This is a genomic window from Pseudomonas sp. COR18 (assembly GCF_048568395.1).
In the GTDB taxonomy this organism is placed as follows: Bacteria; Pseudomonadota; Gammaproteobacteria; order Pseudomonadales; family Pseudomonadaceae; genus Aquipseudomonas; species Aquipseudomonas fuscovaginae_B.
This window is the reverse complement of record NZ_CP183808.1, coordinates 6,571,384-6,594,627: the sequence shown is the minus strand read 5'-3', so window position 1 is coordinate 6,594,627 and position 23,244 is coordinate 6,571,384. Positions and strand designations below refer to the sequence as shown.

General features: G+C 67.7%; 20 protein-coding genes. 17 read left to right on the top strand and 3 right to left on the bottom strand.

Annotated elements, in window-relative coordinates; all coding sequences use genetic code 11:
• Positions 1–5: 5 nt before the first annotated feature.
• The 6 genes from gspK to gspF are packed head-to-tail and all read left to right on the top strand — an operon-like array spanning position 6 to position 7,667.
• Entirely contained in the window at positions 6–980 is a 975-nt protein-coding gene (gene gspK / locus ACM62G_RS29495; protein WP_419736274.1) for a type II secretion system minor pseudopilin GspK, read from the top strand.
• Positions 977–2,137 carry a type II secretion system protein GspL gene (gene gspL, locus ACM62G_RS29490; RefSeq protein ID WP_419736273.1) on the top strand — a complete coding sequence of 387 codons (1,161 nt, stop codon included), beginning with the start codon at positions 977–979 and terminating at the stop codon, positions 2,135–2,137. Before gspK ends, gspL begins: the two co-directional genes overlap by 4 nt.
• A complete protein-coding gene (gene gspM, locus ACM62G_RS29485) occupies positions 2,130–2,672 on the top strand; it encodes a type II secretion system protein GspM (RefSeq protein WP_419736272.1) in 543 nt (180 codons plus the stop codon). Before gspL ends, gspM begins: the two co-directional genes overlap by 8 nt.
• Positions 2,669–5,053 (top strand): type II secretion system secretin GspD, encoded by a 2,385-nt coding sequence (gene gspD / locus ACM62G_RS29480; protein WP_419736271.1) that lies wholly within the window; start codon positions 2,669–2,671, stop codon positions 5,051–5,053. Before gspM ends, gspD begins: the two co-directional genes overlap by 4 nt.
• The gene (gene gspE, locus ACM62G_RS29475) at positions 5,050–6,456 is read left to right on the top strand and encodes a type II secretion system ATPase GspE (protein ID WP_419736270.1); all 1,407 of its coding nucleotides are present in this window, start codon (positions 5,050–5,052) and stop codon (positions 6,454–6,456) included. The genes gspD and gspE overlap by 4 nt, the downstream gene beginning before the upstream one ends.
• Entirely contained in the window at positions 6,456–7,667 is a 1,212-nt protein-coding gene (gene gspF / locus ACM62G_RS29470; protein ID WP_419736269.1) for a type II secretion system inner membrane protein GspF, read from the top strand. Before gspE ends, gspF begins: the two co-directional genes overlap by 1 nt.
• Positions 7,668–7,739: 72 nt before the next feature.
• Here gspF and ACM62G_RS29465 read toward each other — a convergent pair whose 3' ends face one another.
• Together ACM62G_RS29465 and ACM62G_RS29460 are read right to left on the bottom strand one after the other, a co-directional pair.
• Positions 7,740–10,832 carry an efflux RND transporter permease subunit gene (locus ACM62G_RS29465; RefSeq protein ID WP_054061238.1) on the bottom strand — a complete coding sequence of 1,031 codons (3,093 nt, stop codon included), beginning with the start codon at positions 10,830–10,832 and terminating at the stop codon, positions 7,740–7,742.
• Between the two features lie 2 nt (positions 10,833–10,834).
• Positions 10,835–11,992: an efflux RND transporter periplasmic adaptor subunit gene (locus ACM62G_RS29460; protein WP_419736268.1), complete on the bottom strand. Its 1,158-nt coding sequence runs from the start codon at positions 11,990–11,992 to the stop codon at positions 10,835–10,837.
• Positions 11,993–12,146: 154 nt separating this feature from the next.
• Between ACM62G_RS29460 and ACM62G_RS29455 the strand changes: the two genes are divergently transcribed.
• Positions 12,147–12,848, top strand: coding sequence for a response regulator transcription factor (locus ACM62G_RS29455; protein ID WP_054060660.1), 702 nt, complete (start codon positions 12,147–12,149; stop codon positions 12,846–12,848).
• Between the two features lie 4 nt (positions 12,849–12,852).
• Entirely contained in the window at positions 12,853–14,151 is a 1,299-nt protein-coding gene (locus tag ACM62G_RS29450; RefSeq protein ID WP_419736267.1) for an ATP-binding protein, read from the top strand.
• A 55-nt stretch (positions 14,152–14,206) separates the two neighbouring features.
• Here ACM62G_RS29450 and ACM62G_RS29445 read toward each other — a convergent pair whose 3' ends face one another.
• Positions 14,207–15,064: a LysR substrate-binding domain-containing protein gene (locus ACM62G_RS29445; RefSeq protein ID WP_054060662.1), complete on the bottom strand. Its 858-nt coding sequence runs from the start codon at positions 15,062–15,064 to the stop codon at positions 14,207–14,209.
• A 244-nt stretch (positions 15,065–15,308) separates the two neighbouring features.
• Here ACM62G_RS29445 and ACM62G_RS29440 point away from each other — a divergent pair, with 244 nt between their 5' ends.
• From ACM62G_RS29440 to ACM62G_RS29400, 9 genes are all read left to right on the top strand, one after another.
• Entirely contained in the window at positions 15,309–16,142 is an 834-nt protein-coding gene (locus ACM62G_RS29440) for a transporter substrate-binding domain-containing protein (RefSeq protein WP_416773184.1), read from the top strand.
• 170 nt (positions 16,143–16,312) lie between these two features.
• Complete coding sequence (locus ACM62G_RS29435; protein ID WP_419736266.1) at positions 16,313–17,134, top strand: transporter substrate-binding domain-containing protein; 822 nt, start codon at positions 16,313–16,315, stop codon at positions 17,132–17,134.
• The gene (locus ACM62G_RS29430) at positions 17,131–18,540 is read left to right on the top strand and encodes an FAD-binding oxidoreductase (protein ID WP_419736265.1); all 1,410 of its coding nucleotides are present in this window, start codon (positions 17,131–17,133) and stop codon (positions 18,538–18,540) included. The genes ACM62G_RS29435 and ACM62G_RS29430 overlap by 4 nt, the downstream gene beginning before the upstream one ends.
• Positions 18,537–19,751, top strand: a complete 1,215-nt coding sequence (locus tag ACM62G_RS29425) for an aminotransferase class I/II-fold pyridoxal phosphate-dependent enzyme (protein ID WP_416773187.1) — start codon at positions 18,537–18,539, stop codon at positions 19,749–19,751. The genes ACM62G_RS29430 and ACM62G_RS29425 overlap by 4 nt, the downstream gene beginning before the upstream one ends.
• Complete coding sequence (locus ACM62G_RS29420) at positions 19,751–20,473, top strand: amino acid ABC transporter permease (protein WP_419736264.1); 723 nt, start codon at positions 19,751–19,753, stop codon at positions 20,471–20,473. Before ACM62G_RS29425 ends, ACM62G_RS29420 begins: the two co-directional genes overlap by 1 nt.
• Entirely contained in the window at positions 20,463–21,152 is a 690-nt protein-coding gene (locus ACM62G_RS29415; RefSeq protein WP_054061548.1) for an amino acid ABC transporter permease, read from the top strand. Before ACM62G_RS29420 ends, ACM62G_RS29415 begins: the two co-directional genes overlap by 11 nt.
• The gene (locus tag ACM62G_RS29410) at positions 21,139–21,957 is read left to right on the top strand and encodes an amino acid ABC transporter ATP-binding protein (protein WP_419736263.1); all 819 of its coding nucleotides are present in this window, start codon (positions 21,139–21,141) and stop codon (positions 21,955–21,957) included. Before ACM62G_RS29415 ends, ACM62G_RS29410 begins: the two co-directional genes overlap by 14 nt.
• A gap of 21 nt (positions 21,958–21,978) precedes the next feature.
• Entirely contained in the window at positions 21,979–22,575 is a 597-nt protein-coding gene (locus tag ACM62G_RS29405) for a cysteine dioxygenase (protein ID WP_054061546.1), read from the top strand.
• Positions 22,575–23,231, top strand: a complete 657-nt coding sequence (locus ACM62G_RS29400; RefSeq protein ID WP_419736262.1) for a glutathione binding-like protein — start codon at positions 22,575–22,577, stop codon at positions 23,229–23,231. The genes ACM62G_RS29405 and ACM62G_RS29400 overlap by 1 nt, the downstream gene beginning before the upstream one ends.
• The last annotated feature ends 13 nt before the right edge of the window (positions 23,232–23,244 follow it).

Genomic DNA, 23,244 nt, shown 5'->3' with positions numbered 1-23,244 from the left:
CGGTCATGAAGGCTCATTCCCCGATGGCCGCGAAGCAGGAGGGCATGGCGATCATCAGCGCGCTGCTGATCGCCGCAGTGGTGGCGGTGATCGCCGCCGGCATGCTCACCCGCGAAACCCTGTTTACCCGCAACCTGGAGGCCGAGCAATCGCGGGTCCAGGGCGCCTGGCAGTTGCGTGGCGGCCTCGAAATCAGCCGCCAACGGCTGTGGGAGGCCCGCCAGCGCGACCCGCTGACCCACCAGGCCCAGGCCTGGGCCCGGCCGATCCTCGGCGAACGTGGCGGCCAGTTCGACGGCCACCTGGAGGATGAGCAGGGCAAGTTCAACCTGCGCAACCTGGTGCGCGACGAGCGCGTCGATGACGAACAGATGGAGGGTTTTGCCCGCCTGTGCGAAATGCTCGGCGTCAAGGCGGCGGTCGCCCAGCGCATTGCCCAGCGGGTGATCAGTTCCTACCCGCGCCTGCCGAATCCGCAGCGCCAGGCCGCGGCGAAGGTGCAGGGCACCTTCGACAGCGGTCGCCTGACCTCGCCGGGAGCTGCCGACAAGCCGCTGCCCGCCAGCCGGCCGATGCTGCGCAGCCTGGATGACCTGCGCAGCGTCGACGGCGTGGACGACGAGACCCTCGCCCGGCTGGCGCCCCATGTGACCATCCTGCCGGCCAACACCTGGGTCAATGGCAATACCGCCAGCGCCGAGGTGCTCGCTTCCCAGGTGCCGGGTTTGTCGCCGCAGCGGGCCCGGGGCCTGATCGGCGAGCGTGATGCGGGGCAGTGGTTCATCAACCGTGGCGACTTCGTCAACCGCCTGCGCATGCCGCAAGTGGCGGTTGCCGACATCAAGGTCGGTATCACCAGCGAGTGGTTCCTGCTGGTCGGCCAGGTACGCAACGACCGGCGCCGGGTCAATCTGGCCGCGTTGCTGCACCGTAGCGAGCTGGAAATGCCCCAGGTGATCTGGTCGCGGGTGGGCGTATGAGCCTCTTGCGTATCGTCCTGCCGCCCTTGCAGGCGCTGGAACTCGACAGTCCGCTGGCGTTCGCCCGGCTCGACCGCCAGGGCCGGCTCGCTGAAACCGGCCGGGCCAACCTCAGGCAGTTGGGGCAGGCCAACCGGGGCATGGCCGTGGAATGTTACCTGCACCCCCAGGACAGCCTGCTGGCCAGCCTCGAACTGCCGGCGCTGCCGCCAGCGAAGATCCGCGCGGCGGTCGACTGCGCGGCCCAGGCGCTGATCCTCGACGCCTGCGAGTCGATGCACATCGCCCATGGCCCGCGCGATGCCCAGGGCCGGGTGCCGGTCGCCTGGTTGCCACGGGAGGTGCTCGAACGTTTCGGCGCCCTGGTGCGCCAGGCCGGCCTGGGCCTGCGTGGCCTGTATCCGGCGGCCTATTGCTTGCCGGTGATTGCCGGCGAGCCGGTGCTGGAGGCCCGCGACGAGCATCTGCTGATTCGCCAGGGCGTGGACCTGGCCGAAGTGCACCCGGATATCGACCAGGCGCTGGCGCAATGGCAGGGCCGCGGCGAAGTGCTGCATTGGCTCGGTGAAGCGCCGGCGGCGAATCCGCTGTTCCAGGCAGTGCCCGCCGACCGCCGCTGGACCGGCCAGGCACCGGGCTGGGGGCTGCACGGTGGCCTGCGGCAGCCGGGCGCCAGTGCCGGTCACTGGGGACGGGCGCTGGCCTGCTGCGCGCTGGCGGTGGCGGTCTGGACCGTAGGCCTGAACCTCCACGCGGCGCGGCAGGCCGAGCAGGGCGAACAGCTCAAGGCGTGGATGGTGCAGCGGGTCAGGCAGGCCTTTCCGGCACTGCCGGTGGTGCTCAACCCCTTGCAGCAGGCGCGCCAGCAGTTGGCCCGGCGGGAGGCCGGCGCTGCCGGCGACAGCGATTTCTCCCGACTGCTACGCCAGGCCGGCCTGGCGATGCCGTTCGTGGTCGGCGGTGTGCAGGGCCTGGTGTTCGAAAACGGCGAACTGCACCTGAACCTGCTGCCCGACAACCGCAAGCCGGGCGCGGCCGGCGCCTGGCAGGCCGAACTGGCCCAGGCCGGGGTGCTGGCGAGCGCCGCCGCCGAGGGCTGGACCCTCAAGGCCCAGGCCGAACCGGGGCAACCGCTGGCGGAGACGGAAAATGAATAACCCCAGGTTGGCGCAGTACCGGGCCCGCTGGCAGGCCCTGTCGGCCCGGGCGCAGGGCTACTGGCGCAGTCTGGCGCCACGGGAGCGCCGCCTGGTCGGCGGCATGGCCCTCGGCGTCTCGGGGCTGCTGGTCTGGCTGGTGCTGATCCAGCCGCCGTTGAAGACGCTCGATTACTGGGCCGCCGAAACACCCAGGCTCAAAACCCAGGCCCAGACCCTGGAAGGCCTGCTGCAAGGTCTTGCCCGACCGGCCACCGGTGACCTGGAAGCGGGGCTGCGCGCCAGTCTCGAAGCCAGCGGGTTGTCCGGGCATTACCGGTTGCAGGGCCGTGGCGCCGGCTGGCTGTTGACCGTCGACGACGCACCGGCCGACGTGCTGCTGGACTGGCTGCTGGGAAAACCCCGCTCATTCTCCCTGGATGTGGTCGAGGCCCGCCTGCAACGGGCGGCCGCGGCCGAACCCGAAGGCTCGGCGGGCAGACTGTCGGGAACCGTTCGCATGGATCAGGCGCTTGGCGCTAAGGAAGCTTCATGAAGTGCTCAGGCTGGTTGTATGGGTTGCGCTGCCGCCAGGCGGCGGCCCCGTGGTTGCTGTTGGCATTGACCGCGTGCAGTAGCGGTACGGCGCCGCAGGCTCCGTTGCTGGCCGAAAGCGAACTCGGGCGGCCACTGGGTTCGACCGTGAAGAGCGGCGACGTCCTGGCTGAGCGGCAGCGGGCCCAGGCGCAGGCCGAGCAGCCGCGGCGCGTGTTGCATCCCGTGGGCAATTCGGCACGGGCCGGCCATGGGCCGGGCAAGGCGCTCCCGGCCAGCAACCCGTTGGGCGACCAGCCGGTGCAACTGAATTTCGTCGACGCCGATATCCAGGCGGTGGTGCGCGCCTTGTCGCGTTCCACCGGACGGCAGTTCCTGGTCGATCCGCGGGTCAAGGGCACCCTGACCCTGGTCTCCGAAGGTGAGGTACCGGCCTACCGGGCCTACGACATGCTGCTTTCGGCCCTGCGCATGCAGGGCTTCAGCGTGGTCGATGTCGGCGGGGTCGCCCAGGTGGTACCGGAGGCCGATGCCAAGCTGCTCGGCGGACCGGTCTATAGCTCGGACAAGCCGGCGGAAAACGGCATGGTCACGCGAACCTTCCGCCTGCAGTACGAGAACGCGGTGAACCTGATTCCGGTGCTGCGACCGATCGTCTCACCGAACAACCCGATCAACGCCTACCCGGGCAACAACACCGTGGTCATCACCGACTACGCGCAGAACCTGCAACGGGTGGCCAGTCTGATCGCCAGCATCGACACTCCGAGCGCCATCGACACCGATGTGGTGAACATTCAGAACGGCATCGCCAGCGATATCGCCAGCATGGTCTCGGAGTTGCTGGAGAACCAGGGCAACGACCCGACGCAGAAAATCAGCGTACTGGGCGATCCGCGCTCGAACTCGGTGATCATCCGCGCCAGCAGCCCCGAGCGCACGCAACTGGCCCGGGAGCTGATCTACAAGCTCGACAACGCCCAGAGCAACCCGAGCAACCTGCATGTGGTCTATCTGCGCAACGCCCAGGCCGGCAAGCTGGCCCAGGCCCTGCGCGGGCTGCTCACCGGCGAAAGCGACAGCAGCGGCGAGGGCGACCAGACCCGGGCCATGCTCGGCGGCGGCAGTAACAGCAACAACAGCCAGAACGGCAGCCAGGTCAACAGCACCCCCCAGACCGGCAGCAGCACCAGCGGCAGCAATTCGCTCTACGGTCAATCCGCCCGCAATGGTTCCAGCCTGGCTTCCGGCACGGGGCCGGGCAAGGAGCAGAACCTGGCGTTTTCCGCCGGCGGCGTGACCATCCAGGCCGATGCCACCACCAATACCCTGCTGATCTCCGCGCCGGAGCCGCTGTACCGCAACCTGCGCGAGGTCATCGACCAGCTCGACCAGCGCCGTGCCCAGGTGGTGATCGAGAGCCTGATCGTCGAGGTCAGCGAGGACGAGGCCAACGAGTTCGGCGTGCAGTGGCAGAGCGGCAACCTGGGGGGCAGCGGGGTGTTCGCCGGGGCCAACCTGGGCGGTGCTGGCATCGTCACCACCGCCAAAAACAGCATCGATGCCTTGCCTCAGGGGCTGAGCGTCGGCGTGGTGCGCAGATCGGTGAACATTCCCGGGGTGGGGCAGGTGATGGACCTCAAGGTGCTGGCCCGGGCGCTGAAGAGCAAGGGCGGCTCCAACGTGCTGTCGACGCCGAACCTGCTGACCCTGGACAACGAAGTGGCGAGCATCTTCGTCGGCCAGACCATTCCCTTCGTCAGCGGCAGCTACGTGACCAACGGCAGCAGTTCGAGCAACAACCCGTTCCAGACCATCCAGCGCGAGGAGGTCGGGCTCAAGCTCAACGTCCGGCCGCAGATTTCCGAGGGCGGCACGGTGAAGCTGGACGTGTATCAGGAGGTCAGCAGCGTCGACGACCGCGCCACTGCGACGGCGGCGGGCACGGTGACCAAGAAGCGCGCGATCGACACCAGCATCCTGCTCGACGATGGGCAGATCATGGTCATGGGCGGCCTGCTGCAGGACGGCTACAGCCAGAGCAACGACGGCGTGCCGTTGCTGTCGAGCATCCCCGGCATCGGCGCGCTGTTCCGCCATGAGCGGCGCGACAGCAACAAGACCAACCTGATGGTGTTCCTGCGGCCGTACATCATCCGTGACGGCGCGGCGGGGCGGGCGATCACCCTGAACCGCTACGACTTCATCCGCCGTGCCCAGGGCAGCCTGACGCCGGAGCGCAACTGGGCCTTGCCGGACATGCAGGCCCCGCAGTTGCCCAGTGCGGCCCACGCCATTCCGGGCTCGCAGCCGGTGCCCGTGCCGCAGGCACCCAGGCCGATCCGCGCGGTGCCGGTGTCGCTGAACGAAGCGCAGCCATGAGCGCATTACCGTACGCCTGGGCCAAGGCCCAGCGGCTGGTGCTGGTCGACGGCGTGCTCACCGCCTGTCCCTCGACCCCCGGCTGGGCCATCAGCGAGGCGCGCCGGCAGTTCGGGCCGGCGCGGCTGGAGCGCGTACGCGATGAGGAACTCGACAGCCTGCTGACCACGGCCTATGCCGACACCGGCAGCGCTGCCGCCGTGGTCGGCGCGGCGGAAAACGAGGTGGACCTCGACCGGCTGATGCAGGACATGCCGGAAGTCACCGACCTGCTCGACACCCAGGACGGCGCGCCGGTGATCCGCATGATCAACGCCTTGCTGACCCAGGCGGCGCGCGACGAGGCCAGCGATATCCATATCGAGCCGTTCGAGACCCATTCGGTGGTGCGCTACCGGGTCGACGGCACCCTGCGCGACGTGGTCTCGCCACGCAAGGCGCTGCACGGCGCGCTGGTGTCGCGGATCAAGATCATGGCGCAACTGGACATCGCCGAAAAACGCCTGCCCCAGGACGGCCGTATCGCCCTGCGCGTCGCCGGCCGGCCGATCGATATCCGCGTCTCCACCGTGCCCACCGGCCATGGCGAACGGGTGGTGATGCGCCTGCTGGACAAGCAGGCCGGGCGCCTGCAACTGGAAACCCTGGGGATGGACCCGGACCTGCTGGCGCGGCTCGATCACCTGATCCGCCAGCCCCACGGCATCGTGCTGGTCACCGGGCCCACCGGCAGCGGCAAGACCACCAGCCTCTATGCCGCCCTGGCGCGGCTCGACGCCAGCACCAGCAACATCCTCACCGTCGAGGACCCGGTGGAATACGACCTGCCGGGTATCAGCCAGATCCAGGTCAATGCCAGGATCGACATGACCTTCGCCCTGGCCCTGCGGGCCATCCTGCGCCAGGACCCGGACATCATCATGATCGGCGAAATCCGCGACCTGGAAACCGCACAGATCGCCGTGCAGGCCTCGCTGACCGGGCACCTGGTGCTGGCGACCCTGCACACCAACGATGCGGTGTCGGCGGTCAACCGGCTGATCGACATGGGCGTGGAGCCTTTCCTGCTGGCCTCGTCGATGCTCGGGGTGCTGGCCCAGCGCCTGGTGCGGCGGCTGTGCCGGCACTGCCGCCAGCCCGATCCGGCCACGCCGGGCACCTGGCGCCCGGTCGGCTGCAGCGCCTGCAGCCACACCGGCTACAGCGGCCGCACCGGCATCCACGAGCTGTTCTGCATCGACGACGCTATTCGCACCCTGATCCACCAGGGCGCCGGCGAGCAGGCGTTGCGCCAGGCGGCACGGGCGGCCGGCATGCTGAGCCTGCGCGAGGACGGTGAGCGCTGGGTCCGCGCGGGTGCCACGGCGCCGGAAGAAATCCTGCGTGTGACGAGGGACGCCTGATGAACCGCTATCGCTTCGAAGCGGCCGATGCCCAGGGCAAGATCGAGTCCGGCCATCTGGAGGCCGACAGCCAGGGCGCGGCCATGGTGGCCCTGCGCGGGCGCGGGCTGACCGCGCTGTCGCTGAAGGCCGAGGCTGGCGACAGTGGCGAGACGGCCGGCGGGCTGTTCAGCGCAAAACTCTCGGACAACGACCTGGCCTGGGCCACCCGCCAACTGGCGAGCCTGCTCGGCGCCAGCCTGCCGCTGGAGGCGGCGTTGAGCGCCACGGTCGAACAGGCGGAAAAAAAGCACATCGCCCAGACCCTGAGTGCGGTGCGTACCGATGTCCGGGGCGGCATGCGCCTGGCCGAGGCACTGGCCAGGCGCCCCCGGGACTTTCCCGAGATCTATCGGGCGCTGATCGCCGCCGGCGAGGAATCCGGCGACCTGGCCCAGGTCATGGAACGGCTGGCCGACTACATCGAGGAGCGCAACAACCTGCGCGGCAAGGTGCTCACGGCGTTCATCTACCCGGCGGTGGTCGGGCTGGTGTCGGTGGGCATCGTGATCTTCCTGCTCAGCTACGTGGTGCCGCAGGTGGTCAGCGCCTTTTCCCAGGCACGGCAGGACCTGCCGGGGCTGACCCTGGTGATGCTCAATGCCAGCGACTTCATCCGTGAATGGGGCGCGTTGTGCTTTGCCGGGCTGGCGGGGGCTTTCTGGGGCTGGCGGCTGTACCTGCGCCAGCCGGCGGCGCGGTTGGGCTGGCATAGCCGGATCCTGCGGTTGCCGATGATCGGGCGTTTTGTGCTGGGGCTGAACACCGCACGGTTCGCCTCGACCCTGGCGATTCTCGGCGGCGCCGGGGTGCCGTTGCTGCGGGCGCTGGAGGCGGCGCGGCAGACGGTGTCGAACGACCGCTTGAGCCTGAGCGTGAGCGAGGCCACGGCGCGGGTCAGGGAAGGGGTGAACCTGGCGGCGGCGCTGAAGGTGGAGAAGGTGTTTCCGCCGCTGCTGATCCACCTGATCGCCAGTGGCGAGAAGACCGGCGCCTTGCCGCCGATGCTGGAGCGTGCGGCGCAGACCCTGTCGCTGGATATCGAACGGCGGGCGATGGGGATGACGGCGTTGCTCGAACCGTTGATGATCGTGGTGATGGGCGCGGTGGTGCTGGTGATCGTGATGGCGGTGTTGCTGCCGATCATCGAGATCAACCAGTTGGTGCAATAACCGGGATTTATGCTGTCTGGTGGGGCCCCTTCGCGGATAAATCCGCGAAGGGGCCCCAGGTTCAGCGAAGCATCATGAAGCCTTGCGCCGCACCAGCTTCATCACCACCACGAAGAACACCGGCACGAACACCACCGCCAATGTCGCCGTGATCATCCCGCCGATCACCCCGGTGCCGATCGCCTGCTGGCTCGCCGAGCTGGCGCCGGTGGCGATCGCCAGCGGCACCACGCCGAGGATGAACGCCAGCGAGGTCATGATGATCGGCCGCAACCGCAGCCGCGCAGCCTGGACCGTCGCTTCCAGCAGGTCATGCCCCTCGTCGTACAGGCTCTTGGCGAATTCGATGATCAGGATCGCGTTCTTCGCCGACAGGCCGATGATGGTGATCAGCCCGACCTTGAAGAATACGTCGTTGGGCATCCCGCGCAAGGTCACCGCCAGCACCGCACCGAGCACTCCCAGCGGCACCACCAGCAGCACCGAGGTCGGGATCGACCAGCTCTCGTACAGCGCCGCCAGGCACAGGAACACCACCAGCAGCGACAGCGCCAGCAACATCGGCGCCTGGGCGCCGGACAGGCGCTCCTGCAACGACAGCCCGGTCCATTCCAGGCCCAGGCCCTGCGGCAGTTGCTGCACCAGCCGCTCCATCTCCTCCATGGCCTGGCCGGTGCTGTAGCCCGGTGCCGATTCGCCGGAGATGGCGATCGCCGGGTAGCCGTTGTAGCGGGTCAACTGCGCCGGGCCCTGGGTCCAGCGCGCCTGGACAAAGGCCGACAGCGGGACCATCTTGCCGTTGCTGTTGCGCACGTGGATCTTCAGCAGATCCTCGACCTGGGCACGCTGGTCGCCTTCGGCCTGGATCACCACCCGCTGCATGCGGCCCTGGTTCGGGAAGTCGTTGACATAGGCCGAGCCGACGGCAGTGGAGAGAATGCCGCCGATATCGGCGAACGACACGCCCAGGGCATTGGCCTGCTTGCGGTCGACTTCCAACTGTACCTGCGGCGCTTCGGCCAGGGCGCTTTCGCGGACGTTGGCCAGCACCTTGCTCTTCTGCGCCGCTTCCAGCAGTTCGGTGCGCGCCTGCATCAGCGCCGGGTGGCCGACACCACCGCGGTCCTGCAGGCGGAACTCGAAGCCGCTGGAGGTGCCGAGGCCATCCACCGGTGGCGGCAGGACGGCGTAGGCCACCGCATCCTTCAGTTCGCTGAAGGCGATGTTCGCCCGCTCGGCAATGGCCGCCGCCGAATCCTCGGCACTGCGTTCCGACCAGTCCTTGAGGGTGGTGAAGGCCAACGCGGCGTTCTGCCCGCTGCCGGAGAAACTGAAGCCGAGAATCATCGTGGTGTCGCCCACGCCCGCTTCGCTGGCGTCATTGGCCTCGATCTGCTCGACCACCTTGACCGTGCGGTTCTTGCTCGCCCCCGGCGGCAACTGGATGTCGGTGATGGTGTAGCCCTGGTCCTCCACCGGCAGGAACGAGGCGGGCAGGCGGCTGAACAGCAGCCCCAGCAGCACCACCAGCAGGCCGAACAGCAGCAGGTAGCGGCCGCTGCGCTTGAGCGCACTGACCACCCAGCCCTGGTAGCCGTCGCTCATCTGTTCGAAGCGCCGGTTGAACCAGCCGAAGAAGCCGCCCTTGGCGTGGTGCTCGCCCGGGGCGATCGGCTTGAGCAGGGTCGCGCACAGCGCCGGCGTGAGGGTCAGCGCGAGGAAGGCCGAGAACAGGATCGAGGTCGCCATGGACAACGAGAACTGCTGGTAGATCACTCCCACCGAGCCCGGCATGAAGGCCATCGGGATGAACACCGCCACCAGCACCAGGGTGATGCCGATGATCGCGCCGCCGATCTGGCCCATGGCCTTGCGGGTGGCTTCCCTGGGCGGCAGGCCTTCATGGGCCATGATCCGCTCGACGTTCTCCACCACGACGATGGCGTCATCCACCAGGATGCCGATGGCCAGCACCATGCCGAACATGGTCAGCACGTTGATCGAGAAACCCAGGGCCAGCATGGTGGCGAAGGTCCCCATCAGCGCCACCGGCACCACCAGCGCCGGGATCAGCGTATAGCGGATGTTCTGCAGGAACAGGAACATCACCGCGAACACCAGCACCATGGCTTCGAGCAGGGTGTAGATCACCTTGGTGATCGATACCTTGACGAACGGCGAGGTGTCGTAGGGGATCTTGTACTCCACGCCGGCCGGGAAGTAGCGCGCCAGTTCATCCATTTTCGCCCGTACCAGGGTCGCGGTCTTCAGCGCGTTGGCGCCCGGCGACAATTGCACGCTGAAGGCGGTGGTCGGCTTGCCGTTCAGGCGCGTCGAGTACTGGTACTCCTGGCTGCCGATCTCCACCCGGGCGACATCGCCGATGCGCACGGTGGAACCGTCCGGGTTGGCCCGCAGGACGATGTCGGCGAATTCCTGGGGCGTCGACAACTGGCCCTTGACCAGCACCGCCGCGGTGATTTCCTGGGTCGACGGCCCCGGCAGGTCGCCGATGCTGCCGGCCGAGACCTGGGCGTTCTGCGCCGCAACGGCGGCACTGACATCGGCGGCGGTGAGGTTGAAACCGACCAGCTTCTGCGGGTCGATCCAGATCCGCAGGGCGCGTTCGGCCCCATACAACTGGGCCTTGCCGACGCCGTCCAGGCGCTTGATCTCGTTCATCACGTTGCGCGCCAGGTAGTCGCTGAGCGCGGTGTCGTCGTACTGGCCGTCACTGGAGGTGAGGGTCGCCAGCAGCAGGAAGCCGGCGGACACCTTTTCCACCTGCAGGCCCTGCTGAGTGACGGCGGCGGGTAGCCGTGGCTCGACCGCCTTGAGGCGGTTCTGCACGTCGACCTGGGCCATTTCGGGGTGGGTGCCGGGCTGGAAGGTCGCGGTGATGGTGGCGCTGCCCAGGCTGCTCTGGGACTCGAAATACAGCAGGTGGTCGGCGCCGTTGAGCTCCTGCTCGATCAGGCTGACCACGCTTTCGTCCAGGGTCTGGGCCGAGGCGCCGGGGTAGGTCGCGACGATTTCCACTTTCGGCGGCGCGACGTTGGGGTATTGCGCCACCGGTAGCTGCGGGATGGCGAGGACGCCCGCCAGCAGGATGAACAGGGCGACCACCCAGGCGAAGATCGGGCGGTCGATAAAGAAGTGCGGCATGCTCACTGTCCTTTGGACTGGGCGAGGGAAAGGGGGCTGTCGTCGATCTGCACCGGCTCGCCGGGGCGGGCGTGCTGCAGGCCTTCGACAATGATCCGGTCACCGGGCTTGAGGCCGGCGTTGACGATCCAGCGGTCGTTCTGCGTGGCGCCGAGGCTCACCGATTGCAGGCTGACCTGCATGTTCCCGTCCACCAGCAGCACCTGCGGCACGCCGGCGCTGTCGCGCTGGATCGCCCGCTGCGGGATGCTGATGCCTTCGCGGTTGACCGCCTGTTCGACGCGCACCCGCACGAAGCTGCCGGGCAGCAGGTCGAGTTCCGGGTTGGGGAACTCGCTGCGCAGGATCACCTGGCCGGTGCCCGGGTCGACGCTGATGTCGGTGAACAGCAGCTTGCCCGGCAGCGGGTAGGCGCTGCCGTCGTCCTGGATCAGCGTGGCCTTGGCCTGGTTCTGCCCGACCTGCTGCAACTGGCCGGCGCGGAAGGCCCGGCGCAGGTCGTTCAGTTCGCGGGTCGACTGGGTCAGGTCGGCATGGATCGGGTTCAACTGCTGGATCAGCGCCAGGGCGGTGGTCTCGTTCTGGCCGACCAGCGCGCCCTCGGTGACCAGCGCACGGCCGATACGCCCGGAGATCGGCGCGGTGACGGTGGCGTAGCCGAGGTTCAGCCGGGCCCGTTGCACCGCCGCCTGGTTGGCGGCGACGTCGGCGGCACTCTGGCGGGCGGCGGCCTGGGCGTTGTCGTAGTCCTGGCGGCTGATGGCGTTGCTCTCCACCAGTTCGCGGTAGCGCTGGTGCTGCAGCCTGGCCTGGAAGGCATTGGCCTCGGCCTTCTGCAGGGCGGCCACGGCGCTGTCCAGGTCGGCCTTGAACGGTGCCGGATCGATCAGGAACAGCACGTCGCCCTGCTTGACGTCGCTGCCTTCCTGGAACAGGCGCTTGAGCACCACGCCGGCGACCCGCGCGCGTACTTCGGCGATCCGCGGTGCGGCAATGCGGCCGCTCAGCTCGCTGCTGATCGACAGGGGCTGGGTGTGGATGGTCTCGACCCGGACCTTGGGCGCGGGCATGGTCTCGGGCTCGCCGGCGGACCGGTCACAGGCGGTCAGCGCCAGGGCCAGCGCCGACAGGCAGAGCGGGGCAAACAGCTTCTTCAACATAATCGAGTCCCAATGATGACCCGGCCATGCTAAGGGCGGCCGTCAAGCGCTGCTGTGAAGCAATGTAGGTGGTTGGTGAAAAAGTGTGAAGCGAATGCTCGCGCACGCGTAAGGGCGTATATCCTTCACCTTTTCCTTCATTTCGTAGTTATTTATGCCGACGATTCTCCTGGTCGAAGACGACACCGCCCTTGCCGAACTGATTGCCAGCTACCTGGAGCGCAACGGCTATCAGGTCAACGTGCTGGCCCGTGGCGACCAGGTGCGCGAGCGGGCCCGGCAGGAGCCGCCGGACCTGGTGATCCTCGACCTGATGCTGCCGGGCCTCGACGGCCTGCAAGTGTGCCGCCTGCTGCGCGCCGATTCGGCGAGCCTGCCGATCCTGATGCTCACCGCCCGCGACGACAGCCACGACCAGGTGCTGGGCCTGGAGATGGGCGCCGACGACTACGTCACCAAGCCTTGCGAGCCGCGGGTGCTGCTGGCGCGGGTCCGCACCCTGTTGCGCCGCAGCAGCCTCAGCGAACCGCAGGTGGCCAGCGACCAGATCCTCATGGGCAACCTGTGCATCGACCTTTCCGAGCGCACCGTGACCTGGCGTGGCCAGCAGGTGGAACTGTCCAGCGGCGAATACAACCTGCTGGTGGTGCTGGCCCGGCATGCCGGCGAAGTGCTCAGCCGCGACCAGATCCTGCAGCGCCTGCGCGGTATCGAGTTCAACGGTACCGACCGCTCGGTGGACGTGGCGATCTCCAAGCTGCGGCGCAAGTTCGACGATCACGCCGGCGAGGCGCGCAAGATCAAGACCGTCTGGGGCAAGGGCTACCTGTTCAGCCGTTCCGAATGGGAATGCTGAGCCGATGCTGAAGATCCTCATCCGGCTCTACCTGATGACCATCATCACCTTCAGCGCGGCGATCTACCTGGTGCCGGACCTGGTGGTCGGGGTGTTTCACGAGCGCTTCCTGAACTACAACATCGACCAGGCGCGGGGCATGCAGGACCTCCTGGTCAAGCAGTTCAAGACGGTGCCGAACGCGCGCTGGCCGGCGGTGGCGGCCGAGCTGGACCAGAGTTTCGCGCCGCTGCGGGTCTCGCTGATCCGCATCGACGACATCAGCTTCAGCGAGCCGGAGCAGAAGCGCCTGCGCCATGGCGAGAACGCCATCCGTGTCGGCGACTGGGGCGCGCCGGACCTGGTGGCCTCGCCGCTGGATGGGCAATTGGCGGTGCAGGTGGTGATACCGCCGGACCCGCTGGACGTGAAGCTGCTGTACTGGAGCATGAACGTGCTGGTCGGCGCAGCGCTGCTGGGCTGCCTGCTGTTCTGGCTGCGCCCGCACTGGCGGGACCTGGAGCGCCTCAAGCAGACCGCCCGGCAGATCGGCCAGGGCCAGTTGAGCGAACGCACGCGGATCTCGCCGCGCTCGAACATCGGCGAACTGGCGCAGGTGTTCGACACCATGGCCAACGACATCGAATGCCTGCTCAACCAGCAGCGTGACCTGCTCAATGCGGTGTCCCACGAGTTGCGCACGCCCCTGACCCGGCTGGATTTCGGCCTGGCCCTGGCGCTGTCCGACGAGTTGCCGCCGGCTTCACGTGAGCGACTGCAGGGATTGGTCGGGCACATCCGCGAGCTGGATGACCTGGTGCTGGAACTGTTGTCCTACAGCCGCCTGCAGAATCCCGGGCGGCTGCCGGAGCGGGTGCTGGTGCCGCTGCACGAGTTCGTCGACAGCATCCTCGGCAGTTTCGACGAAGAACTGGAGGCGCCGGATATTGTGCTCGACGTGTTGATGCAGGGTTCCCAGGAGCATTTCTCCCTGGACCCGCGGCTGACTGCGCGGGCGGTACAGAACCTGCTGCGCAATGCCATGCGCTACTGCGAGCGGCGCATCCAGGTGGGCATCCAGGCGACGACCGAGGGCTGCGAGTTGTGGGTGGATGACGATGGGATCGGCATTCCCGAGCAGGAACGCGAGCGGATCTTCGAGCCGTTCTATCGGCTGGATCGCAGTCGTGATCGTTCCACGGGCGGCTTTGGCCTGGGCCTGGCGATCAGCCGGCGCGCGGCGGAGGCCCAGGGGGGGACGCTGACGGTCGAGCAATCGCCGCTGGGTGGAGCCCGATTCCGCCTCTGGCTACCGGTAACCTGATCGCTCCCACGCGGAGCGTGGGAACGATCAGTTGTGAGGGCAGGTCGGTAGAGCTCTACAACCCCTGGCTCGCGCGGATCAGGTCATAGGCCCGGCGTACCAGCGGGTTGACCGTATTCGGCCGGATCCACAGGTGATAGGTCACATCCGGCAACCGCGGCAATCCGTCGTTCTCGCCCAGCACTCGCATATCCGGCCCCAGCAGTTCCATGCTGCGCGGCGTCACCCCCAGCCCCGCGCGGATCGCCGCCTTGATCCCGATCAGGTTCGACGCCAGGTATGCCTGGCGCCAGGCGATCCCGGCGCGTTCCAGCGCCTCGATGGCATAACGCCGATAGATACTCGGTTCCTCCACCAGAATCAGCGGCAGCGGCTCGCTCGGCACATGGATGTACTGCGCCGAGCAGATCCACCACACCGGTGAGGTGCGCAGGGCAAAACCCTGCAGCCGCGAGTCCTCGCGGGTGGAAATCACCATGTCGATCTTGCCCCGGTGCAGGTCTTCCATCAGGTAGGGGCTGCGGCCCACGTCGATCTCCAGGCGCAGGCGCGGGGCCGAGCGGGCGATGTGGCTGAGGATCGGCGGCAGGATGGTGTCGGCGATGTCGTGGGGCGAACCGATGCGCAGCACCCCGCTCAGATGGCTCTCCTGCAGCGAGTTGAGCACTTCATCATTGAGCGAGAGCATTTGCCGGGCATGGCGCAGCAGCTGCCGGCCCGGCTCGGTGAGCTGTTTCTGCCGCCCCTGTTTCTGGAACAGGCTGACCCCCACCTGGTGCTCCAGGCGCTGCATCTGCTGGGTCACCGACGACTGGGTGCGGGCCAGGTGCTGGCCGGCTTCGGCAAAGGTGTGGTGGTCGACCACCGCGACGAAGGTGCGCAGCAGTTCCAGATCGAGGGTGGGCGAGGGCATGGGCGGCTCGAATTCATATCAAGGGTGGTTCGCAATAGATTACGGATTCTTATGCATATGGCGAGATAAAAATGCAAGCCCCCAATAAAGGCCCTGTAAATACGGGTTATGCCATTTTTTCAAAAACCTAATAACCAGAAAGTTATAACAATATTAGATATTTGCATTTCCGTTCGTGGAGGGCCGTCCCTAGCATGCGGGGCAACGAGGCCGGGAGACGCCGGCCGCCATCGAGGGGATAACCATGCAGTTCACGCGCACACCGATCCATCGCTTCCTGCCCACCGTGCTCGGCGCCTTGCTGGCCTTTGGCGCGAGCGCCGCGGCCCAGGCCGATGCCACCCTGGACAAGATCCAGCAGCGGCACAAGCTGGTGGTCGGCGTGGTGCTGTCCGGTGGCCCGTTCGGCTCCATCGACCCGGCGACCCAGGACCCCAAGGGGCTCAACGTCGACCTGGCGAACGCCCTGGGCAAGGACCTCGGCGTGGCGGTGGAGCTGGTGCCGGTGCTGCCGGCCAACCGCGTGCAGTTCCTGCAGCAGGGCAAGGTCGACCTGCTGATCGCCAACATGGAATGGACCCAGGAACGCGATGCGATCCTCGGCCATGTGCCGACGCCGTTCTACAGGATCGGGGGTGCCGCCGCGCTGCCCAAGGACAGCAAGGTCGCCCGTTGGGAAGACCTCAAGGGCCAGCCGGTGTGCACTTCCCAGGGCAGCAGCTACGTCAAGCCGCTGACCGAACTGGGCGCGGACATCAAGGCGTTCAAGAGCTCGTCGGAGTCCCTGCTGGCCCTGCGCGGCAACAACTGCGTGGCGGCGGTGCACGACTCGACGCTGATCAACCCGCTGGTGGCCGGCAATCCGGAGTGGAAGGACTACCGCGTGCTGACCCCGGAGCTGAACCCGGCGCCGTCGGTGATCTGGACCCGCACCGGCGAGACCGACACCCAGAAGCGCCTGGACAGCGTGGTACAGGGCCTGCACCGCAGCGGCTGGCTGATCGAGGCCGAGACGCGCAACCACATCGCCCCGGCGTCGCCGGCGCTGGTGGAGTTGCACGAGAAATACAAGGGCTGATGTTCAGCCGCTGAGTGTTTGTGAGGTTTGGGGGCCTCTTCGCGGGCAAGCCACGCTCCTACAAAGCTGCGGCGTACAAACGCCTTACGTACGACACGGACCCTGTAGGAGCGCGGCTTGCCCGCGAAGAGGCCCTCGGGTCCTCCCCACCATCCAAAGGACATACCGCGATGCTCAAGTACATGCCGCTGGCCCTGGCGCTGCTCACCGGCCTGGCCCACGCCGACGCCACCCTGGACAAGATCCAGCAACGCCACAGGATCAGTGTCGGGGTGATCCTCAGCGGTCCGCCGTTCGGCACCATCGACCCCGCCACCGGTGCCCACCAGGGCTACAACGTCGAACTGGCCAAGGGCATCGCCGAACGCCTGGGCGTCGAACTGGAAACCGTCTCGGTCCTGGCCCCCAACCGCGTGCAGTTCCTCCAGCAGGGCAAGGTCGACGTGCTGGTCGCCAACATGCAACTGACCGAAGAACGCGCCGAAATCCTCGACTACGTGCCCACCCCCTACGAGGAAGTCGGCGGCGCCGCGCTGATCCGCAAGGGCGCCGGCATCGCTCGCTGGGAAGACCTCAAGGGCAAGCCGGTGTGCGTGTCCCAGGGCAGCAACTTCATCAAGCCGCTGCAGGAAACCTACGGCGCGCAGATCAAGGCCTTCCGCAGCCAGTCCGAGTCGCTGCTGTCGCTGCGCGGCAACGGTTGTGTGGCGGCGGTGCACGTCAGCCCGACCATGCACAGCCTGCTCGACGAGGCCGAGTGGAGCGGCTACGAGATTCCCTTGCCCGACGACCTGATCCCGTCGCCGTCGGTGATCTGGGTCCGCAAGGGTGAGTGGGACACCCAGGCCCGCCTGGACGCCATCGTCCGCGACTGGCATCGCAGCGGATGGTTGATCGAACTGGGCAAGCGCACCGGCATGCCGCCGTCCCAGGCCCTGCTCAAGCTGCATGAGCAGTACCGCAACAGCGCCCCCCTGGCGGCCGCGCCATGAGCCTGCTGTTCAGCCAGTTGCAGCAGTTGCTGGGCGCCGCCCATGTCCGCGACGGTGTCGACGGGGCGGCCTGGTTGAGTGACAAGCATCGGGTCTATCACGGCAAGGTGGTGGCGGTGGTGCACCCGGCCAGCACCGAGGAAGTCGCCGCCGTGGTGCGTGTGTGTGCCCACCATGGCGCGCCGCTGGTGGTGCAGGGCGGCAACACCGGGCTGATGGGCGCCGCCACGCCGGACGACAGCGGCCGCAGCGTGCTGCTGCGCCTGGACCGGATGAACCGCATCCGCCAGCTCGATACCGACAACGACACCGTCACCGTCGAGGCCGGTTGCATCCTGCAGCACCTGCAGGATGCCGCCCGCCAGGCCGACCGTCTGTTCCCCCTGAGCCTGGGCGCCGAAGGCAGTTGCACCCTGGGCGGCAACCTCGGCACCAACGCCGGCGGCACCGGGGTACTGCGCTACGGCAATACCCGCGAGCTGACCCTGGGCCTGGAAGTGGTCACCGCCGACGGCGAGATCTGGAACGGCCTGCGCGGCTTGCGCAAGGACAACACCGGCTACGACCTGCGTGACCTGTTCATCGGCAGCGAAGGCACCCTGGGTATCATCACCGCCGCGACCCTCAAGCTGTTCCCGCTGCCCAAGGCCCGGAGCACCGCCTTGCTGGCCTTCGACTCGCTGGCCCAGGCGGTGAGTTTCCTGTCCCATGCCCGCGCCGGTTTCGGCGCCGACCTGACCGCCTTCGAGCTGATGTCCGCGGCCTGCCTGGCGTTGCTGCGCCAGCAGTTCCCCGACGGCCCGCAGCCGTTCGCCACGGCGCGGCAGCCGTGGTTTGCGCTGCTCGAACTGTCCGACAACCACGGCGCCGAACACGCCTGCGCGGCGTTCGAGCGGGTACTGGGCGAGGCCTTCGAGGCCGGTCTGCTGGCCGATGCGCTGATCGCCGAGAGCCTGGCCCAGAGCGCGGCGCTGTGGCAGTTGCGCGAGAACATGAGCGAGGCCCAGGCCCGCGAAGGGCGCAACATGAAGCACGACATTTCGCTGCCGATCTCGCGCATCGTCGAGTTCGTCGCCAGCACCGATGCCTTGTTGCAGGAACATTTCCCCGGCGTGCGCAACCTGACCTTCGGCCACCTGGGCGACGGCAACCTGCACTATAACGTCGCCGCACCCCTGGGCCAGCCGGTTGAGGCGCATATGGCCCACTACGCCGCCCTCAGCGAGCTGGTGCACCGCAACACCCACGCCTTCGGCGGCTCCATCAGCGCCGAACACGGTATCGGCCAGCGCAAGCGCGAGCTGCTGGGGCAGGTCAAGAGCCCGGTGGAGCTGGACCTGATGCGGCGGATCAAACAGGCCCTCGACCCCCGCGGGCTGCTCAACCCAGGCAAGGTGCTGCCATGACCGTTCAACTTTCCCGGCGGGTACAGAAGGTCTCGCTGTCGGCCAATGCCGCCGCCAAATCCCGCGCCACCGAGCTGCGCGAGGCCGGGCGGGACATTCTCGACCTGACCACCGGCGAGCCGGACTTCGACACCCCCGGGCACATCAAGCAGGCCGCCTGCGCGGCGATTGCCGCCGGCGCCACCAAGTACACCGCTACCCCCGGCGTGCGCGCCCTGCGTGAAGCGGTACGGCGCAAACTGGCCGAGGAAAACCGCCTGGACTACCCGCTGGCCGGCATTGTCATCGCCAACGGTGCCAAGCAGATCATCTTCAATGCCTTCGCCGCGACCCTCGACGAGGGCGATGAGGTGCTGGTGCCGGTGCCGTACTGGCCGTCGTTTCCCGACAGCGTGCGGATCAACGGCGGCGAGCCGGTGTTCGTGCAGTCGAGCCTGGAGCAGGGCTGCAAGCTGACGCCCGCGCAGCTCGAAGCGCTGATCGGCGAGCGTACCCGCTGGCTGATCCTCAACAGCCCCGGCAACCCCAGTGGTGCGGTGTACAGCGCCGCCGAGCTGCAGGCGCTGGCCGAGGTGCTGCGCCGGCATCCCAAGGTGCTGGTGCTGCTCGACGAACTCTACGAACACATCCGCTTCGACGGCCAGCCACCGCTCAACCTGCTCAATGTCGCGCCGGACCTGCAGCCACGTTGCCTGCTGGTGGGCGGGGTGTCCAAGACCTACGCCATGACCGGCTGGCGCATCGGCTTCGGTGCCGGCCCGCAGGTGCTCACCGCGGCCATGGCGGTGGTGCAGTCGCAGTCGGCTTCCGGGGCGTCCTCGGTGAGCCAGGCCGCGGCCTTGGCCGCCTACCAGGGCGGGCTGGATTTCCTGCCGGCGCAGGTGGCGGCCTATCGCGAGCGGCGCGACGTGCTGGTGGCCGCGTTGAGCGGGGTGGACGGCTTGCAGGTGCTGGTGCCCGAAGGCGGTTTTTTCCTGTTCATCCGCTGCGCCGGCCTGATCGGCCGGCGCCGTCCCGACGGGGGCCTGATCGCCAGCGACAACGACCTGGTGGATTACCTGCTGGAGGCGGGCGTGGCCGCCGTGGCCGGTAGCGCCTACGGCCTGTCGCCGTGGCTGCGGCTGTCGATCGCCACCGCCACCGACAGCGTCCGTGAAGCCGGCCGGCGGATCGCCGCGGCCTGCGCCCGGCTGGTCGAGGATCGCGGTTGATGGAAACGTTCGTGCAGTGGGCCGCGCAACTGGGCCTCAACTATCGCTTCCTGCTCGACGCCTACCAGCGCGGCAGCCTGCTGGAGGGGGCCTGGACCACCTTGCTGCTGTGCGGGCTGACCCTTGTCGGCAGCCTGCTGGCCGGGGTGGTCCTGGCCGCCATGCTCACCAGCGGCAGCCGATGGCTGGCGCGTCCGGCGCGGGTCTTCGTCGAGGTCACGCGCAACACGCCGACCCTGGTCCAGCTGTACTGCGCCTTCCTGGTGCTGAACATGCTGCTGACCCAGGCGGTGGGCGCGGCCAACCCGCTGACGCCGTTCGCCTGGGTGGTGATCGTGATCTCCCTGCACAAGGGCGCCTTCCATGCCGAGGCGCTGCGTGCGGGGATCGAGGCGGTGCCGCCGGTGACCCTCGAAGCCGCCAGCTCCCTGGCCTTCAGCCGCCGGCAATTGCTGTGGAACGTGCAATTGCCGCTGGCCCTGCGCTTCGCCTTGCCGGCGCTGGTGAACAACCTGATCGACCTGGTGAAGATGACCGCCGTGGCCTCGGCCATCGCTGTCGGCGATATCACCTACGCCTCGATCATGATCTGGACCCAGAGCGACAACGTGCTGGAACTGATGATCCTGATCCTCAGCTTCTTCGGCCTGCTCAGCTTTATCGTCAACTGTGTCGGCCGCTACCTGGAAGCGCGCCTGAGGATGCCCGGCTATGGCCATTGAAACCGCGGTGGTCGAATCGTTGCTGCGCTGGAGCCCGGCGCTGGCGGCGGGCTTCGGCCAGAACATCCTGATCAGCCTGCTGGCGATCGCCCTCGGGTCGCTGCTCGGCCTGTTGATCGGCGCCCTCGGCCTGTCGCCGTTGCGGCTGTTGCGCCTGCCGGCGCGGCTGTGGGTGCAACTGTTTCGCAACGCGCCGTGGCTGGTGCTGATCTACTTCACCACCTACGTGTTCCCGTTCGAGATCCACGTCGGCGGCTACTACCTGCCATTCCCCGACTGGGTGAAGGTCACCCTCGGCCTGGCGTTGCCGGCCAGCGCCAACGTCGCCGAGATCTTTCGCGGTGCCATCGGCTCGATTCCGTCGACCCAGTGGGAAGCGGCGCGTTCGCTGGCGTTCAGCCGCGGCCAGCTGTTTCGCTCGATCATCCTGCCGCAGTGCTTCAAGCGCATGCTGCCGCCGTGGATGAACCTCTATGCGGTGATCACCATGGGTACCGCGCTGGCCTCGCTGGTGGGCGTGCACGACCTGATCGACACCGCGCAGATCGCCAGTAACACCGTCAACCGGACCGGCTTCACCGTGCTGATCTACTTCAGCGTGCTGGCGCTATTCTTCGCCTATTGCTACCCGATTTCCCGCCTGACCCAACGCCTGGAGCGCCGCTATGCCTTCTACTGAACCCCTGGTCAGCCTGCGCGACCTGCACTTGTCGTTCGGCGCCAACCCGATCCTCAAGGGCATCGACCTGGACGTGCAGCGCGGCCAGGCGGTGTCGATCATCGGCCCGTCCGGCTCGGGCAAGTCGACCCTCCTGCGCTGTATCACCGGGCTGCTCAAGCCGCAGCGCGGCAGCATCCGTGTCGGTGACACCGAGGTGCACCGCCTGCAGCGCGAGGCCGAACTGATCGAGCTGCGCAAGCGGGTCGGTTTCGTCTTCCAGCAGTACAACCTGTTCCCGCACCTGTCGGTGCTGGAGAACCTGCTGATCGCCCCCTGCAAGGTGCTCGGCCGCAGCCGTGCCGAGGCCGAGCGGCAGGCCCGGCAACTGCTGGCCAAGGTGCGCATGGAGCACAAGGCCGAGGCCTACCCCGGCCAGCTCTCCGGCGGCCAGCAGCAGCGGGTGGCGATTGCCCGCACCCTGGCGATGCGCCCGGAACTGATCCTGTTCGACGAAGTGACCTCGGCCCTCGACCCGGAAACCGTCGGCGAAGTGCTGACGGTGATCCGCGAGCTGACCGAGGAAGGCATGACCTGCGTGCTGGTGACCCACGAAATGCGTTTCGCCGAGGAGATCAGCGACGTGGTGTATTTCACCGAGAACGGCCGGATCGTCGAATCCGGCAGTGCGCAACGGATTTTCCAGCAGCCGCAAAGCGAGCGGACCCGCGAGTTCCTCCGGCATGCCCTGGGCGACAACCGTCGTCCGGTACAGGCCGACCCGTACCGCCTGACCAATATCAGCCCCTTCAGCCTGTCCATCTGACGCACCTACAAGGAGCCTGCCATGAGCACCACCGAACGCGCCAACGTGATCGAAACCTTCCTGGTGAAGATCCGCGCCATCCACCAGCGCGGCGTCGACCGCGCGGCCCTGCAAGCCATCGTTGCCCTGCTGGAAGAACTGGCCGAGCGCCGCGATCTGTTCAACTTCGATCATTTCCCGGCGCCGGTGGCGGGCGAGGGCAACACCGCGTTCCGCTACCGCCTCAACGATGACGGCGAAACCCCGACCCTGTACCTGAACTCGCTGTTGCCGGGCAAGAGCACCATCGCCCACAACCACGAGACCTGGGCGGTGATCAGCGCCGTCGAGGGCCAGGAGCTGAACCGTGTCTACACCCGCCGCGACGATGGCCGCGACCCGGCCCGCGCGGTGCTGGAACTGGAGCGCGAGGTGGTGGTGCAGCCCGGCACCTCGATCGCCTTCCTCGGCGAGGACCTGCACAGCATCCGCGTCGACGGCGAACAGGCGACCCTGCATTTCCACCTCTACGGGCGCCCTCTGGAATCCCTCGAAGGCCGCTACGGCGTGCAGGACGACGGCACCGTCCTCAACTACAACAAGTCGCAGATGGCGCCTTCGATCAAGGCCTACGCCTGATGATCGACCTCTACTACTGGCCGACCGCCAATGGCCTGAAGATCGGCATCCTGCTCGAAGAGCTGGGCCTGGACCACCGCCTGCAACCGGTGAACATCCGCGCTGGAGAGCAGCGCGCCGCGGCATTCCGGCAGATCAGCGCCAATGGCCGCATTCCGGCGATCGTCGACCACACGCCGAGCACCGGCGGCGAGCCGCTGAGCCTGTTCGAATCCGGCGCTATCCTGACGTATCTGGCGGACAAGGCCGGGCGCTTCCTGCCCACGGCCGGCAGCGTCCAGCGCCAGCGCGTGCAGGAGTGGCTGTTCTGGCAGGTCGGGCATGTCACCCCGTACCTGAGCCAGTGGCAGTTGTTCCGGGAAAAGGCCCCGGAGCCGATTCCGTTCGCCCTCGACCTGCTGCAGGGCGAGGCGACCCGCCTGTACGAGGTGCTGGAGCGGCGCCTGGACGGGCGCGACTACGTGGCCGGCGACTACAGCATCGCCGACATGGCGATCTTTCCCTGGATTCAGCCGCGCCGCCAGGGCTTCGACCTGGCCGACTACCCGGCGATCCGGGCCTGGCGCGAGCGCATCCAGGCCCGGCCGGCGGTGCAGCGGGCCTATGCCCGCGGCCGCGAGGTGGCGCCGGCCGAACGGTCGCTGGTGCTGGAATGACATCTTTATCCCG